Below are 16,150 nucleotides of genomic sequence, written 5' to 3' on the forward strand. Positions count from 1 at the left end.
CTCAAACTACAACATGCCATCGGTCACGAATTTCAGAAATCCAATCGGTCATTTTCCAGCTGTCATCACATGGAACTGCACCTTTAACCCTGGAATATTTACGTTTTACATAATAACCTTGACCCGGAGGCAGTACCTTCAGCCCACCTGAACTACCTCCGGATTCGGAATAAGGTATACGGAAGAACGAGAGATCGTTAGGGTCTAAAGTCCCGAACAGCATTCCACTCTGGGAAGCCTTCACATCCGTTACCCAGTCAGAACCAAAAGTTGGGAAGTCTGCCGGAACTCCGGATAGAATCACGTGTACACCGCGATCCCTTCCTTGACGAACAATCGCTCCCAATTGATCTTTCACATTAAAATCGTTTAACTGCTTGGACAAGGTGTCCGCATCGTCGATGACGAGCACAAGTTCCGGTCCACCGGAAATCTCGCCTCTTTTCAGAACTTCATCGTACAACTGTTGAATGACAGGCGCAAGCTGTTCTTCTCGCGATACATGTCCACGGACATGGGGCAAACTGCTGATTTCCCCCAGCCCACCTGAGCCATAACGCATATCTACTGTGTATATTTGCACATCTTCCGGAGAAGCATGATAAGCCAGTGATAACATCCATGTCAATAAAAATGTCGTTTTGCCGCCTTCCATCGGACTCGTTACCATGAAATGCGGACCTTCACGCAGATTAAGCTCGAATGGTTCCAGATCATCCGTAAGCAATCCCACAGGGACAGTTACAGACGATGTATCCCAAGCCTGACCATATGATCCTGTCCGAATGAGCAGATCCTTCAGTTTGATTTCTTCAGGAAGTGGAGCAATCTGCGGCGCTTCTTCCCCTGTCCAGCCTTGGCGAATCTCAGCAATCGTACGGCGCAGTGCCGATGAACGCTTGCCCTCATCTGCCCCTGAAGAGGGTAATGCCGCCTGAAACATTAACGGAGGCACTTGCCCTTTGACCAGACCTCTTCCTGGCGGAAGTTGGCTTGGGGCCTTGGAAGGTCTTCCCACGGCATAATAATAATCGCTTGGATCGGATAACTCAAATGAAACCGCATTGGGAATATTGCTTCTGAATTTTTCAAATACATCTGTTACCCGATTGGCTGTGAGCACAAAGGTGATACCCAGACTTCCGCCTTCACGCAGGATCGTCTCCAGAAGTTCATTTTCTTCCGGATAGGCATTGCGGAATGAAAGATAACCATCGATAACGACCACAACCTGCGGGACAGCCGCGTGAGCTGTCCGGCGGTACGCCGAAATCGTTTTAACCCCCGCCTCCGAGATGATATCTTTGCGTTGTGCTGACAGCTTGAGAATATAGCGGAATAACCGCTTGATCCGGTCTTCCTCTTCAGCCATCATCACACCACCGATCTGAGGTAGTGCTGCAAAGTCTTTCATCATACGGCCCATATCGATAATGTAACCATGCCAAGGCTCAGTTCTATGGGAACGGGCCAGAGACATAAGCAAGGTCTGAACAAATGTTGTTTTGCCCAGTCCTGGCATGCCGTACACGACCAGATGTCCTTGATCCACAGGCAATGCGAGCGGTTGTTGGCGCTGATTAGGGAGATCATCCAGCAAACCAACCAGTGGTTTCAGACCACTCGCTCCGCCATCAAGCAGCAGCTCCCGATTCTCTTCTTCCTGCCATTCCTGAAGACCTTCCCATTCCAGTGTCTCTGGTAAAGGTGGCAACCATGGTCCTGGCAAACGACGGATACCCGCATCCGCTGCAGACTGCGCAACATAATCAATAAATACCTGAAGCTGTTTCGGAACATCTTCACCTTTGAGAACGGCTCTGCGCTCTCCAGTTAACAGAGGCTCCCGCTTACCGTTCAGGCGCACTTCCATAACAGGCAATACCGTTGTTGAATCCTCCTGCTGGTTATAAGGTGCACCACTCCAGGCGAATTGCATTTCTTCAAACACTTCATCACTACCAACCTGGAAATATCCGCGACCAGGCTTTGTAATCCAGGCAGCATTTGGAATCTTGATCATATCCCTGCTATCTCCCTCACTCTGTACGCGAAGGCAGATCCGGAAACGAGAATTACTCCATATTTTATCGTCTACAACACCAGCTGGCTTTTGGGTTGCCAGAATTAGATGAACCCCAAGTGTCCGACCAATGGCCGCGATACTGATCAATTCATCCATGAACTCCGGCTGGTCCCGCTTCAATTGAGCAAACTCGTCAATGATAATAACCAGATGTGGCAGTGGCTGTTCATGTCTGGAACGCAGAATCTTGTAATATTCATCAATATGCTGGAGGTTTCCCGCATCATTTAATATTTTTTGCCTTCTGACCAGTTCGGCACGAAGTGAAATATTCGCCCGCTCGATCAGATTCCCATCCAGATTGGTGATTGTCCCTACCACATGAGGCAGATCAACAAATGTATTGGACATCCCGCCACCTTTATAGTCAATCAGCATGAAGGCCAGATCATGTGGATGGAATTCAGCAGCGAGTGAAGCTACGATGGACTGGATGACTTCACTTTTACCTGAACCGGTTGTACCTGCAATCAGACCATGGGGACCATGACCCTGACGTTCAATTTTGTCATGCAGGTTTATCGCAATTTTTTTGCCGCCAGCGCGTACACCCATTGGTACGGGCAGCGTGTCAGGATATCTCGTCTGTCCCCACCTGGACACCACATCCAGATCTTCCACGCGTGATGTGCTCAGCATATCGAATAACGGAAGCACTTGCGGGATATCTGAAGCAGATGACCGCTTTAACCGGATCGGTGACATATAACGGGAAAGAGCCTCTGCCATCTCCTTCGAGATCACATCAGGCTTGTACGTTTGTTGAATAACATCCGCATCTTCCGTTTTTTTGATATACACCCCTTTGCCTTTGGAGGCATCCATAATCAACTGACAATGCATCGGTAGAGACTCCTTGCGATTAGCCAGTATGATGGTGCATACATCAATCTCGTGAGCCGACTCCAGCAGCAGCGGAAGCAACGGTTCTTCTTCAATTAATTGCGTATCGGAGAGAATTACAACGTAGCACGGCGTTTGTACGCTTTTCTTGTAGCGGTCTTCCTTATTGTTACGACGCCGATTCAACACGGAAAACAAGCTGTCCGCCAATTGATGCGCACCGCTGTGCCTGTCGGCCATATAGCGTTGTCCTTGGTCTTCATCCCAGATATGGGGCATCCAGCGAAGCCAGTCCCATTCCTTGCTGTCCTTTTCTTCATAGAAAGCAGCAAGCTTCAGTTCATCCGGGGAATGGCGTACCGTCAGTTGTGAGATGATGACTCGCAGGGAAGCAAGCACTTCCTCCCGATCACCGACAAGTCCCATAACCTTCGATTGGAACAAAGGCAATGTAATGGAAGCATCTGGTACCGTCTGGAATTCAGCCGCAAGTTCATGGGCCGCTTCAATCAGCTCATCCTTCTCGTAACCATCAATCCGCGGAACCTGAAGTTTGATTCGGAATGGAATCTCTCCCGTACCAATGCGCACCTGAAGGAAATCATCATCCTCTGGTGAACGCTCCCACAAGGAACTGTTCCGGTTCTTCACCACTTGAAGACACACACCCGGATCACCATGAATTTCGTATAGGCTCTTCACTTGCTCCGCCTGAGCTTCTTTCAGTTCTTCCCGGTGTTTGTCCAGTTGGGCAAGATACATTATTTTTCGTTCTTCCAATTTTTTGCGATATGATTTCTTGTTGCTCAGATACACGAAGAATGGAATGGTGTAAGAAGTAAGCATCATCATGACCGTCATCATCTGAAACATCATATAACTGCTGTTATTCATTTTGCCGGTCATATTGATATATACGTAGAAACCAATGCTGACCATAGTCATCATGATCGGCACAATAATGGATATCATGGAAAACGTGGGTTTGCTCGGTTCTGTTGGAGGCCTGAGTATTTCGAGTCTCTCTTCCTTGAGAACCGGTGTCATTCTTGGAGAACGCTGATATAACACATTCACGAAGAGAAGACCTCCTTTAGTTCGTTCAATAATGAATGTATACGTTCAAAAGCCCTATTCGTTGCTTTCCTGTTGAAACAATGAACGTCTTCCATATACAGGCGCTTCTTCCGAAGTTGTTGAAAAAGCCCGCTGGACACGTACGCAACTGCCTTGTCGTAGCCCCGTTTCCATTAACTGCTGTGCGTTCTGCGGAGAGAACCACAGACCTTCCGGAAACTTGGCTTCAAGGATGTACTGAATGCCGTCTCCCGGTGCCTGTCCAAAAATGCGAACGCCGAGTAATGTCTTCAAATGTTCAATGGTACATTCGTCCGGAACATCGATGTCGAACCATTCTCCTTCCTCGCGGCCGGAATACACGGTTAGAATCATCCGAATCCCTCCCATGGTCTCATATGTAAATTGTCCTAATGTCAGATTAAATCAAAAAAAAGAGAATGAATCGTTATATCAACCCTATTTTCTTACATAAACACCCTGTTTGCAATGTACCACCTGTAATTTTGTTACATATGACCCACGTATATATTAAAATATCGTACATTCGACTCAGAACTTTTGTGGCAGTTATGCAATTTAATATTGCGAGGATACGAAAATCATCGTTTTTTGTTCCATTTAAATGGTAATTAAGTTACGTTTTTCAGGACTTTTATTCCTTCGCTCACAATTGAATTGTGAACACTTTTCAAACATTACCCACCTTTATGTTTTCATAAGCTGATTTTAAGGTAATTTTAAGCATTGGAATTTAATATTAGCTGTATGAAATAACAACCGTGAGGTGATTTCAAGTGAGAACCCTAATAACCTTTCAAAACAAATCAATCCCTGTATATTTTAATCAAGAAAACAAACAACCTATGCAGAAGACATTAAGATTGCTTAGCAGTGCTCTTGAGCATAAAATTAGCAACGGTAAACGCGCCATTCAAAAATGTCTGCATTCTTTAATTAGTATTGAGATTGTTAATGGAGAAGCCATTCTCCACAGTCGAAGTGAAAACGACTCCCTTGCTTTATCGTTATATTAAAAGGAGTCAACCAAGACACATTCATTACAAGACATGAAAAAGGAAGCTGTCGTCATAGACAAGCTTCCTTTTTTGAGTTGTATACACGTTAACAGCGGATCGCAATTATTATCAGCCATCGCTCAGTGCAGTTTGCTCAGGACATAGGCGGCATCATGTTCTTCCGCAATCTCGGCTTTACGAATACGAATGACAAACAGCCGAACCAAATTGGCACGTGTATGTTCTTCCTGACAGGTATTCAGTTTCCTCAGAATAAAGCGGTCAATGGACATGAATTTAAAGCCCCTTTGCCATTGGATTTACGGATCGATTCTTCCGTGTATCCATAAATAACCAGATAGCGTCAGCCCCAAACAGCTTTTCCACTCTTATATTAAGCCGTATTTTGCCAAGGTGTAATATTGTGCAAAAAGCCCGTCCCACCAAGCTGGAGACGGACTTTCGCATGATTTGTCGATCTTTTTGTAACCCACTCTAATCATTCATAAATGCCCCTGCTAATTTACTCTTTTTCGACTTATTTCACTCCCGGATATTCCCGATATTGGTGCTGAATGCTGATCCAACGAGTACGTGTAAACTTCTCAATCGCCCAATCCCCACCGAAACGTCCAATCCCTGAAGCTTTTTCACCGCCAAACATCACATGCGCTTCATCGTTCACAGACTGATCATTTACATGCACCATACCCGATTCAATGCGCTGGGCAACCTGATATCCTCGATTCAGATCTTGGGTGAATACGGAACCACTAAGTCCATAAGGAGTATCATTCGCCAAACGTACAGCTTCCTGCTCATCATGAGCTTTCATGATCACTGCTACTGGGCCAAACAATTCCTGTTGCACGATATCTTGTTCAGGTTTAACATCGGCAAGTACAGTAGGAGACAGCACACTGCCTTTACTGGTCCCTCCGAGCAATAACCGTGCACCTTCGGCCTTGGTTTTGTCCACAAGCTCCAGCAATCGTTCTACCTCTTTTTCCCGAATGAGAGGACCCACGAGTGTTTTGGCATCCGCCGGATCACCTGCCTGGACATTCTTCGTTTTGGCAACAAATGATTCGACGAATTGTTCGTAAATATCGGCATGCACAATGATACGATTCAGCGCCATGCAGATCTGTCCCTGATGCAGAAACTTGCCAAAGACCGCCGCTTCGCTAGCACGTTCAATGTCCGCATCTTCCAGCACAACCATCGCGTTGTTGCCACCTAGTTCCAGTGCCGTTTCTTTTAAATGTTCCCCCGCCAGTTTACCGATCCCTTGTCCAACTTCTGTGGAACCCGTGAATGAAATTACTTTGGGAACCGGATGAGCGACAAAGTAATCCCCGATTTCACTGCCACTTCCCGCAACGACATTCAGCACGCCCTCAGGCAGACCGGCTTGTTCAAACAAATCGGCAATGAGCCAACCTGCCGTAATCGGAGTGTCTGATGCTGGTTTAATCACCACACCATTACCAAGGGCAATCGCTGGAGCTACAGATCGCAGGCATAGATGCAAAGGGAAGTTCCATGGCCCGATAACACCAATCACTCCCTTAGGCTCACGAACCACACGGTTCTCTTTGCCAGGGGTATTGGACGGGATGATCTCACCCTTCATGCGATAAGGAAAAGATGCTGCTTCATCCACAATGCGTTTAGCCGCTGCAAACTCCGCCTCCGATTTGATCCGGGTACTCCCGGATTCCGTGATCAACAGTTGAATGATCTCCTCTTTGCGCTCCGCCATCAGGGATGAAACTTTACGCAACACCTCTTCTTTCGCAGCGGGCAAAGACTTCGCCCATTCAATCGAATTTTTCTGAGCTGACTCATAAGCCTTATCTATGTCTTTCTTATTGGAAGAGCGCCATGTGGCAATAACTTCTCCCGTATAAGGATTGATATTCTCCATTGTTTTCTCACCGGAGCCATCTACCCAGCTGCCATTAATATATTGTTTCGTCCATGTTGTATGTTCAGTGTCCATTAAAGTCATGTGAATACGCCTCCTGATCAAGATTAAATGTCACACCTGCACAACGGTGTAATACATCATTAACCTTGTTCAGAATTACGCAAACGTGAAGACCTGAATTAGCTCTTCCATTCTTTAAGCTTAAGGGAAACAATACAACCCCCACTATTCTCTCAGCATCTGGACGTCTTTCAACAGTCGGGCAGGCTCTTCTCTCCAAAGAGGCTCATGTCCTCCCATCCGTAGCCAACTTCGATCAGATCTTGACCACCAATGCGGAGGGACTGTGTCTGGACTGGAGTGCCTCCCATCTTTTCATAGAAGCGACAAGCTGAATTACGCTCCAAAGCCCATATGATCAAACGTTTCATATTGTGGGTCTGCAGATGATGAACGACATGTGTCGCGAGTTGCTGACCTATCCCCGTTTGTTGCACTTCCTTCAGCAAATATATAGCATACAACTCTCCATCATAAGGTAATTTGCCTTCACGCTCCTTACCCCCACAAGCAAATCCGACAATGTTCCCATCATCCTGTTCAGCTACCACCAGGATCTGATCCTTTTCGCCAGAACGAATGGTCTTCTCCCACTGGGACAATCTTGATTCTATAGTCAAATGATCCAAAAAATCGTCAGGCACAATTCCCCGATACGTTGTTTTCCAACTCTCCGTATGTACATGAGCTATCCCCTGCGCATCCCCTTCACGCGCTGGCCTGATCAGCATAGCTATCACTCGCTTTCTCTCGTAACTGCCGCAACTTTACCATATTATATGTTCTTCTTTCTATAATTCCAAATTCATCCACTTCAGTCCTGATGCCGCTAGGCATGATTCGTAATCAAAAGTGGACTTTTTGAACTGCCTCTTATAAAAGTAAAATCCGGCCCTACGGCCGGATCGTTACCCTAGTGCCTACAGATACCTTGGAAGACAGATCCAGTACATCCGAGTTGTACATGCGTATACAACCATGGGAGACGGATTTGCCAATAGACCAGGGCTCATTGGTTCCGTGTATGCCATAATGGGGAGCAGACAGCCCCATCCAGAACACGCCAAATGGCCCACCTGGATTCGATTGTTTGTTAACAATAGTGAACTCCCCGTTTGGAGTCTGCGTGAGCATCTTGCCGGTGGCCACAGGATAGCCCTTAATCACCTGATTGCCGTCCAGAAGATATAACATGTGGTCAGACAGATCTACAATAATCCTGTAATCTGGCATAATGACATCCCTCCTGACCTATCTTATGCAAGATACCGGATGATGCCCGCCTGATTTCAGGCTTCCTCCCACTCTTTCACACTACGGGAGTGCTTGGGTTTGCGACTATTGGCCGGTTTGCTGGAAGCGGTACGCCTTCTGGATGCCACTTCTTCCTTGCGCTGCTGATATTGCAATTCCTTCTGCATTTTCAGATAATTATTCAATCTTTTTTCATCCAATGAACCATCCTGTATGGCTTCTTTCACTGCACATCCAGCTTCCCGTGTATGACTGCAATCCAGAAATCGGCACGTGGCGGCAAGTTCTTCAATTTCTCCAAACGCATGCGACAGCCCATCATTGCCCTCATCCCAGAGATTAAGCTCGCGCATTCCTGGAGTATCGATCAATACGGCTCCCTGTGGAAGTACAAACATCTCCCGGTGTGTTGTCGTATGTCTCCCCCGACTGTCTCCCTCGCGAACGGATTGCGTAAGCTGCACATCCTCACCCATCATCCAGTTCACCAGCGTAGACTTGCCACTGCCAGAAGATCCTGTGAGCGCAACAGTCAGCCCTGGCTGCAAATATCGTTCCAGTAAGGATTTACCTTGACCCTCCACTGCAGATATCGCAAGCACTTCAACGCCTGGAGCAATCCCTTCTACACTTCGGATCTGTTCTTCCACATTGTTGCACAGATCACTTTTGCTCAGAACTATGACTGGCCTTACGCCACCATTCCAAGCCATCAGCACGTATCTTTCGAGCCTTCTAAGGTTGAAATCATGATTAAGTGCTGCCACGATTAACAGTGTATCTACGTTTGCGGCGATTAATTGTTCCTTGGTCACCGGACCTGCCGCCTGCCTTGATACCCTGCTCCGACGTGGCACCAGATTGTGAATAATTGCTTCTTCACCCGACTGACCTGTAATGGCCACCCAATCTCCAACCGCCGGTGCCAAGCTGGTCTCCAGACTATCATGACGCATTCGGCCCGAAATCCTTCCCCAGCATTCGCCCTCTTCTGTAATCAAACGTAGCAGATGTCCATGGTCTGCGATAATTCTGGCTGGCTTTTTCTCCTGCTCTTCCATCCCTGTCTCTTGCCACAGTTCCTGCCACTTTGCTGACCAGCCGTACTTCTCAATATGGTTATCTAAAATAAAAATTCCTCCCAAAATAAGTTGTTTACTTCGTTCAAGCCGAGTGAACAATCATCTCCGGTTCAGATCAAAACAAAAAACCACGAGTAGAAATACACCCGTGGCAATAGGTAGTTAGCCGAATCAAAGATCACCCCTTCTTGTAGATCTACCGGATAGAATACTTAACCCTCCGATATAAACCATTCAGGAACACCCTTTTATCGGCAAACAAAAAAGCCACGGGTGCGTCACCCGTGGCTTCATCTGAGCATGCGATACTTCACGTTACAATGGATACTGCTATCCATCTAACGCAAAATTACATGCTTTGATCCGTTCCGGAGACGCTGTTCATATTCAAATTAACGTATACTGCATTTAAATTTGTCATAAACAATCGCCTCCCTTGTAGAATTATCCATTATGTTACACACTGAGCTTAACAGTTGTCAAGCCCAAACTTTTTTTACCACCAGCTACTCTATTTAACCTGATCCCAGCGTGTCCACATTTCCTTCGGATTCAATTCGTAGATCTCCTCTTCCCGATACATGAACTGATGCATGATAAATTCCCGACGAATCGTGGCAAAGTCTTCATGGTATTGCTTTATAAATGTATTGATTTCTTTTTCCGTATACTTCCGACCAAATTCAAGCTGCTCGACCAGATGACCAAGTACAATCAGTTTTTTCTTGTATTGAGCCGGAATCTGACGCAGTCGTCCATCTTTGGAGAAAAAATTTCTCATGACCGACGCTTTCAATGTTTCGTTCACATCACTCATATCCGTAACCTCCTCTCGATTAAAGATAAAATCAACCGAAGCCTGTGCATTCTCGCGGATAAACGAAGGATTGAGTGTGAAATACACTGTATTTTTCTCCCGTCGTTCCTTAATCAGCGCCGCCTCTCTCAGCTTGGATGCATGATGTGTCACGGTTGGCTGTGACAGATTCAGCCGCTCGGCAAGTGCCTGTCCGTGCAGTTCACCCTGTGCCAACAACAGCAGCATGCGAAGCCGGGTCGGGTCAGCCAACGCTTTATGATAAGCCACAATTTTCTCCAGCTGCATCATCGTTCATCTCGCTTTCAATTAGATATATATCTAATTCGATATTAGTCTTTTCTCCTCTACACGTCAACTCCTTTGGTTTCAAGTAAGCTTGTCTAATTAAACTCCACGCTTGAACTGGCATTGGCTCGTTATTTACGGTAGGATTATATTGCTTGAAATAAGGAGGATTAAGAACATGGAAGATGTCATTATTATCGGCGGAGGCCCATGCGGTCTGTCTGCTGCCATTGAATGTGAGCGGCTGGGACTGTCCGCTGTGATCGTTGAGAAATACAATATCGTTCAATCTATTTATCTGTATCCAACCCATATGCAGTTTTTCAGCACAGCCCCGCTGCTTGAGATCGGAAACGTTCCGTTCAGCACACCTAATGATAAACCGTTTCGTTATGAAGCACTTGCCTATTATCGCAGGGTAGCCGAACATTTTGGTCTGCGTGTTCATAACTATGAGGAAGCCCGTGAAATTAAACGCAAGGATGATGGTACGTTTGAGGTACATACGCTCAATCGCCGCGGGGAAGCCATCGTACATGTTGGACGCAATGTAGTTGTAGCTACCGGTTATTTTGACCATCCTAACTATCTGGGCATCCCTGGAGAAGATAAAGATAAAGTAACCCACTACTTCCGGGAAGCCCACCCTTATACCCGTACACGTGTCGCCATTATTGGCGGAAGCAACTCAGCCGTGGATGCGGCCATGGAACTGGTTCGGGTCGGAGCACACATTGATATGGTTTATCGCGGCAGTGGTCTGTCCCAGCATATTAAACCATGGGTACGCCCGCTATTCGAGAGCATGGTGACAAAAGGTCATATCACACTCCACCTGGAATCACGCGTGAATGAAATACTCGATGATTCGATTCGTCTGATACACACGGATGGTTCCACTCGGGAACTGGATAATGACTTCGTACTGGCAATGACCGGTTTCCGTCCAGATCGTCAACTACTCACGTCGGTAGGTGTGGAGATGTCTGATGATATGGATAAACCTCTATATGATGCACAAACGATGGAAAGCAGCGTACCTGGTGTATATGTGGGCGGAGTCATCGCTTCGGGGCGTAATGCCAATGAAGTCTTTATTGAATCCGGGCGCTGGCATGGACGTTACATTGCGGAACATATCGTTAGCAAACAACGTGGACAGACTGAAGGGAAATGAAAACAATGGATATGACTTCCCTGCTGTTGCTCGTATTTGCGGCTCTTGGGATTATCAGCAGCAACACACCTGTGACCGTAGCGATGGTATTTCTGTTGTTGCTACGAGTCCTGAACCTGAATCAGGCATTTCCATGGCTTGAAAAATACGGACTTACACTGGGCATTATCATTCTGACCATTGGCGTGATGGCACCTCTTGCCAGTGGCAAGATGAGTCTGCAGACGATCGGTGAGTCTTTCCTGCACTGGAAATCACTGCTCGCCATTGGCGTAGGATTACTGGTGGCATATCTCGGAGGACGTGGCGCTACGTTGATGGGTACACAGCCAACTGTCGTTGCCGGGCTGTTAATCGGAACGGTACTTGGGGTTGCCCTGTTCAAGGGTGTACCTGTGGGTCCATTGATTGCGGCGGGAATTTTATCATTGCTGCTGGGCAAATCCTGATTCAAGTTGTGAAGGTTGTGACCTGACATGCTATGCAGATTGGCTGTATTTCCCACCGTTGTGTGATATACTTCTATTCATGCAAATTATGTACACGAGTCTACAGCAGAATAATCTACATTAGAGGTTGTTCAAAAAGTCCGCTTTTGATTACGAAGGATGCCTATCGGCATCATCAGCATCGAATATGGAATTCAGCCGAAATAAGCGGAAGGCTTACGAAGTATGTTTCCGAAGGAAACATTTTGGTTGCTCACGTAGTTTTCCCTACGCTCCGCTACTCCATTTCTAGCTTCATCCCATCTTCTCGGTACTGAAAACCGTCCTATTTGAACACGTACTATTATGGTTATGCTGTTGCATAAACGTATAGATTCACTTTGCAACTATTAATGGCGCAGGAGGATTAAGGAACCATGTCACGTCAGTTTATTACAGAAGCCGTGATGGTGGCCATTTACGGTCAATTGCTAGCGCCGCCCGCGCCTGTTGAATATATTGTTCCTTATACCACCATCCTTGAGCTATATGAATTCCAGACCAGTCCTGATCCCATGATGGATAACCCGGCAGATGATCAGCATGTGAAATCCAAAATCAATGAAATGATTTCTTATTTCGAGGAACCGCTGAATAAGAAAAAAATAGAGCGTGCGTTACTTGTTCCATGGGCCAAAAGCCCCTCCATTTTATTTGGTGACCAAGTATCCATTGCCATTATCAATGCAATAGATACGGCACAGTACGGGGAGTATTTCGATCCCATTGAGACCGAACTGCTACTGACATCTCAGCGCCTGAGTATCCCGATTCTCACCGATCAGGTTGAACTGATTGCACGCATAATTGAGTCTGAATCACCTGTACAGGTATTTGATATTGATGATTTTGATTTTGCGATGGATGATGAACCACTGGATCAGGTGTAATTCATGCTCTGAGCACCAGAATCGGATTTTTAAAAAAATGACCTTGGCATCCACTTTATCGTGCATGCCAAGGTCATTTTTTTGCGGTCAACACTTATTTTATTCTGCAATATCCCGCGCTAACAGGATTCGGCTAATCTGATTAAGAGGTGGTAACGACTCCAGCGCAAAAAACTTCAGACCTGCATCACTATTTACACGCGACTCCACAAGGTTATCCTGAATGATCACTGTCCGAAACAGGGCAATGACATAATACTCTTCATCTCCGCTTGAATGCAGATACCGAAGGTCAGGCCCCGAATAGAGACCTTCCAGTGTCATGGTATCAGCAGTCCAACCTGTCTCTTCCCATAACTCCCGATGTGCAGCATCTTCAATAGCCTCACCCGGGCGCATCTCACCTGCTGGCAACCGCCAGTGACCATGTTCAGCATGCTGAATCAGCAGTAATTCACCTTGTTCGTTCTCAGCCCGCACCGCCGCTTTTACAACAATATGAGAGCGTTTTGCGATATACTGGGCCAAATCTCGTGGTGGCAGATTCACTGCTTATCCCCTCCTCCTACTCGGAAGCCGGTGGTGACCTGTAATCCATCTATTGCTTAGACTTCCGTGTAACGATATTCGATATCCTGACCTTCATCAACGATGTCCACATGCAGTTGGTGCCCTTTCAGATACCAATAATCGTGATCTTCCATGAAGAATTGAATCCCCGACACTTCGGTTTGATCCGCAGGATGTCTCGGTTTCTCCACAGCAATACCTAGGGAAAATCCAGGGTGAAGACCTCCGCCCGAGCTATAACGTGCAAAAAATCGAATGCTGTCTCCCTCGTTCAAATTCAGTTCTTCCTTGTACCAGCGAGCAGCTTGATCGGATACATGTATGGTACTCATTTGGTGTCAGCTCCTTCTGTATATATATGTTCCATCATATCTCGACAGGGACTTGAATACAAACCCGAGTGACCACATAAAGACAAAATAAGTTGTGAAAAATGTTTGACAGATTGTAAAAGCCGGTGTTAAGATGCAAACATACGAGGTCTACATTGTATTTATTTCCAAAAAAAGAAAGGGTGATTACGGTGTTTAACAAACATATGATAGGTCAATTCAGCACACAACTAAATACCGGAGCACACCCGAAATCATTATTCCGTTCATAAGTCGGCATGACAGGCGATCTTTCATTAGAACCTCTGTGATGTATACTCACAATCGAACTTATATATGGTGACGGCTCTGTTCTCTGAGCCATGCTGCCGTATGATTATATGAAGACATACCGCCTGCGTGCGGTATGTCTTTTTTTGTGGGTACATTTCGGCATTCATGAACGGAATTTGCATTTCTCGGACATCGAAAGGAAGGGATAACACTTGTTCTCTGTACTTAAAAACCTGGCCTGGTTCTTCCGGCTGGAACGCAAACGATACCTAACCGGTGTCATCTTGCTTATTCTGGTGGGCATTGCCGAACTGCTGCCTCCTCGTCTTCTTGGTAATGCCATCGACGAGATTGTGCGCGGTTCCATTACCGGCACCTCACTTACGCGTTATATTTTGCTTATTCTAGGAACGGTCATCATTATCTATCTGGTTACATACGTTTGGATGCACAAACTGTTTGGTGGTGCCAACCTGGTGGAGCGGCTGCTTCGTTCACGCTTTATGGACCACTTGTTACGGATGACTCCTCCCTTTTTTGAGAAAAACAGAACAGGAGATCTGATGGCTCGGGCCACCAATGATCTTCGTTCCATTGCCACTACAGCAGGCTTCGGCATGCTGACCTTAACAGACTCTACAGCCTTTCTGGCCACCGTATTGTTCGCCATGGGTTTCCTGGTTAGTTGGAAACTGACCTTGGCGGCAATCCTGCCATTACCTTTTATCGCCATTGCCATGATGATCTATGGTAAAGCTGTACATCAACGTTACACCCTGGCACAGGATGCATTCGGAGATATGAACGACCAGGTGCTGGAATCCATCGCCGGGATTCGTGTCGTGCGTGCTTATGTGCAGGAACGTCTGGACGAGAAACGGTTCGCCGACGTGACCGAAGATGTGTATCGTAAAAACCTGGCTGTTGCCAGAATGGATGCCCTATTTGAACCCACCATCCGCCTCTTCGTTGGACTCAGTTATGTGATTGCACTTGCCTACGGCATATATCTTGTATTTCATAATGAAATTACCCTGGGGGATCTCGTATCGTTTAACATGTACCTGGGGATGATGATCTGGCCCATGTTTGCCATCGGTGAATTAATTAACCTGATGCAACGTGGTAGCGCTTCGCTTGATCGGGTCAACGAGACTCTATCGGTAGAACCTGCCGTACAAGATGTGGAGCAACCTGCCCACGTTACGAATCCGGAAGAAATTGCGATGCAGGATGTTACATTCCGTTACCCAAGTTCCACAGTCGACAATCTCAGTCATATCAGCTTTTCGCTGCGACGGGGTCAAACATTGGGTGTTGTGGGTCGTACGGGTAGCGGTAAGTCTACTTTGCTCAAACAACTGCTTCATGAATACCCTGCCGGTTCGGGCACATTAAGCATCTCGGGTCATCCGATTCAGGATATCGCCAAAGATGACTTGCACAGCTGGATTGGGTACGTACCACAGGAACAAGTTCTGTTCTCCAAATCAGTTCGTCAAAACATTCAATTCGGTCAACCTGGGGCCAGTGATGAAGTCATCATGGAAGCCATTCGTACCGCCGCTTTTGACGGGGATCTGGGAACCTTATCCGATGGACTGGATACACTCGTTGGTGAAAAAGGAATCTCTCTGTCCGGTGGACAGAAACAGCGGGTATCGCTGGCGCGTGCCTTTATTGCTAACCCTGATATTCTGATCCTGGATGATGCCTTATCTGCTGTCGATGCACGTACCGAAGCCAAAATCATTGAAAATATACGCAACAAACGCTCGGGCAAAACCACGCTGATCTCGACTCATCGCCTGTCTGCTATTGAACACGCTGACCGAATCATCGTACTGGAGCACGGGAAAATTACGGAAGAAGGCACTCACCAGGAATTGTTAGCCATGAACGGCTGGTACCGTGAACAGTATGAACGGCAACAGGTCGAGTCCAATCTGTCCACGTAGGAG

At 46.6% G+C, this 16,150-nt stretch carries 15 protein-coding genes; 5 read left to right on the forward strand and 10 right to left on the reverse strand.

The window, feature by feature from the left end:
- Position 1 precedes the first annotated feature (1 nt).
- Both essC and MHI01_RS06770 read right to left on the reverse strand, forming a co-directional pair.
- Complete coding sequence (gene essC, locus MHI01_RS06765) at positions 2 to 4,006, reverse strand: type VII secretion protein EssC (protein WP_340982819.1); 4,005 nt, start codon at positions 4,004 to 4,006, stop codon at positions 2 to 4.
- A gap of 54 nt (positions 4,007 to 4,060) precedes the next feature.
- Positions 4,061 to 4,381 carry a hypothetical protein gene (locus tag MHI01_RS06770; RefSeq protein ID WP_339286458.1) on the reverse strand — a complete coding sequence of 107 codons (321 nt, stop codon included), beginning with the start codon at positions 4,379 to 4,381 and terminating at the stop codon, positions 4,061 to 4,063.
- 422 nt (positions 4,382 to 4,803) lie between these two features.
- Here MHI01_RS06770 and MHI01_RS06775 point away from each other — a divergent pair, with 422 nt between their 5' ends.
- Positions 4,804 to 5,043: a hypothetical protein gene (locus MHI01_RS06775; protein WP_074094612.1), complete on the forward strand. Its 240-nt coding sequence runs from the start codon at positions 4,804 to 4,806 to the stop codon at positions 5,041 to 5,043.
- 122 nt (positions 5,044 to 5,165) lie between these two features.
- Here the strand turns inward: MHI01_RS06775 and MHI01_RS06780 are convergent, their stop codons facing one another.
- The 6 genes from MHI01_RS06780 to MHI01_RS06805 form a co-directional block, all read right to left on the reverse strand.
- Positions 5,166 to 5,318 carry a hypothetical protein gene (locus MHI01_RS06780; RefSeq protein WP_164783094.1) on the reverse strand — a complete coding sequence of 51 codons (153 nt, stop codon included), beginning with the start codon at positions 5,316 to 5,318 and terminating at the stop codon, positions 5,166 to 5,168.
- 245 nt (positions 5,319 to 5,563) lie between these two features.
- On the reverse strand, positions 5,564 to 7,039 hold the full coding sequence (locus tag MHI01_RS06785; RefSeq protein WP_339286457.1) for an aldehyde dehydrogenase family protein: 1,476 nt from the start codon (positions 7,037 to 7,039) through the stop codon (positions 5,564 to 5,566).
- A 170-nt stretch (positions 7,040 to 7,209) separates the two neighbouring features.
- On the reverse strand, positions 7,210 to 7,749 hold the full coding sequence (locus MHI01_RS06790; RefSeq protein WP_340982820.1) for a GNAT family N-acetyltransferase: 540 nt from the start codon (positions 7,747 to 7,749) through the stop codon (positions 7,210 to 7,212).
- A 163-nt stretch (positions 7,750 to 7,912) separates the two neighbouring features.
- Positions 7,913 to 8,251 carry a L,D-transpeptidase gene (locus MHI01_RS06795; RefSeq protein WP_339286456.1) on the reverse strand — a complete coding sequence of 113 codons (339 nt, stop codon included), beginning with the start codon at positions 8,249 to 8,251 and terminating at the stop codon, positions 7,913 to 7,915.
- Between the two features lie 56 nt (positions 8,252 to 8,307).
- Positions 8,308 to 9,417, reverse strand: coding sequence for a ribosome small subunit-dependent GTPase A (rsgA, locus tag MHI01_RS06800; protein WP_051447125.1), 1,110 nt, complete (start codon positions 9,415 to 9,417; stop codon positions 8,308 to 8,310).
- Positions 9,418 to 9,865: 448 nt separating this feature from the next.
- Entirely contained in the window at positions 9,866 to 10,459 is a 594-nt protein-coding gene (locus tag MHI01_RS06805) for a DUF2087 domain-containing protein (RefSeq protein ID WP_100529429.1), read from the reverse strand.
- Positions 10,460 to 10,637: 178 nt separating this feature from the next.
- Between MHI01_RS06805 and MHI01_RS06810 the strand changes: the two genes are divergently transcribed.
- The 3 genes from MHI01_RS06810 (at position 10,638) to MHI01_RS06820 (ending at position 13,014) form a co-directional block, all read left to right on the forward strand.
- Entirely contained in the window at positions 10,638 to 11,636 is a 999-nt protein-coding gene (locus MHI01_RS06810; protein WP_076249782.1) for a YpdA family putative bacillithiol disulfide reductase, read from the forward strand.
- Positions 11,637 to 11,641: 5 nt separating this feature from the next.
- On the forward strand, positions 11,642 to 12,085 hold the full coding sequence (locus tag MHI01_RS06815) for a DUF441 domain-containing protein (protein WP_036609212.1): 444 nt from the start codon (positions 11,642 to 11,644) through the stop codon (positions 12,083 to 12,085).
- Between the two features lie 416 nt (positions 12,086 to 12,501).
- Complete coding sequence (locus MHI01_RS06820; RefSeq protein ID WP_036609214.1) at positions 12,502 to 13,014, forward strand: hypothetical protein; 513 nt, start codon at positions 12,502 to 12,504, stop codon at positions 13,012 to 13,014.
- Positions 13,015 to 13,113: 99 nt separating this feature from the next.
- Here the strand turns inward: MHI01_RS06820 and MHI01_RS06825 are convergent, their stop codons facing one another.
- Both MHI01_RS06825 and MHI01_RS06830 read right to left on the reverse strand, forming a co-directional pair.
- Positions 13,114 to 13,563, reverse strand: a complete 450-nt coding sequence (locus tag MHI01_RS06825) for an NUDIX domain-containing protein (RefSeq protein WP_282321827.1) — start codon at positions 13,561 to 13,563, stop codon at positions 13,114 to 13,116.
- A gap of 56 nt (positions 13,564 to 13,619) precedes the next feature.
- Positions 13,620 to 13,916: a HesB/YadR/YfhF family protein gene (locus MHI01_RS06830; protein WP_036609218.1), complete on the reverse strand. Its 297-nt coding sequence runs from the start codon at positions 13,914 to 13,916 to the stop codon at positions 13,620 to 13,622.
- 485 nt (positions 13,917 to 14,401) lie between these two features.
- Here MHI01_RS06830 and MHI01_RS06835 point away from each other — a divergent pair, with 485 nt between their 5' ends.
- Positions 14,402 to 16,147 carry an ABC transporter ATP-binding protein gene (locus MHI01_RS06835; RefSeq protein ID WP_036609220.1) on the forward strand — a complete coding sequence of 582 codons (1,746 nt, stop codon included), beginning with the start codon at positions 14,402 to 14,404 and terminating at the stop codon, positions 16,145 to 16,147.
- Positions 16,148 to 16,150 lie beyond the last annotated feature (3 nt).

It is taken from the genome of Paenibacillus sp. FSL M7-0656 (assembly GCF_038003225.1).
Lineage (GTDB): Bacteria > Bacillota > Bacilli > Paenibacillales > Paenibacillaceae > Paenibacillus > Paenibacillus amylolyticus.

Excerpts from the sequence above, each read along its gene's own strand:
- MHI01_RS06770 (WP_339286458.1), bottom strand. The coding sequence starts at position 4,381 with ATGATTCTAACCGTGTATTCCGGCCGCGAGGAAGGAGAATGGTTCGAC.
- MHI01_RS06780 (WP_164783094.1), bottom strand. The coding sequence starts at position 5,318 with ATGTCCATTGACCGCTTTATTCTGAGGAAACTGAATACCTGTCAGGAA.
- MHI01_RS06785 (WP_339286457.1), bottom strand. The coding sequence starts at position 7,039 with ATGACTTTAATGGACACTGAACATACAACATGGACGAAACAATATATT.
- MHI01_RS06790 (WP_340982820.1), bottom strand. The coding sequence starts at position 7,749 with ATGCTGATCAGGCCAGCGCGTGAAGGGGATGCGCAGGGGATAGCTCAT.
- MHI01_RS06795 (WP_339286456.1), bottom strand. The coding sequence starts at position 8,251 with ATGCCAGATTACAGGATTATTGTAGATCTGTCTGACCACATGTTATAT.
- MHI01_RS06805 (WP_100529429.1), bottom strand. The coding sequence starts at position 10,459 with ATGCAGCTGGAGAAAATTGTGGCTTATCATAAAGCGTTGGCTGACCCG.
- MHI01_RS06810 (WP_076249782.1), top strand. The coding sequence starts at position 10,638 with ATGGAAGATGTCATTATTATCGGCGGAGGCCCATGCGGTCTGTCTGCT.
- MHI01_RS06815 (WP_036609212.1), top strand. The coding sequence starts at position 11,642 with ATGGATATGACTTCCCTGCTGTTGCTCGTATTTGCGGCTCTTGGGATT.
- MHI01_RS06820 (WP_036609214.1), top strand. The coding sequence starts at position 12,502 with ATGTCACGTCAGTTTATTACAGAAGCCGTGATGGTGGCCATTTACGGT.
- MHI01_RS06830 (WP_036609218.1), bottom strand. The coding sequence starts at position 13,916 with ATGAGTACCATACATGTATCCGATCAAGCTGCTCGCTGGTACAAGGAA.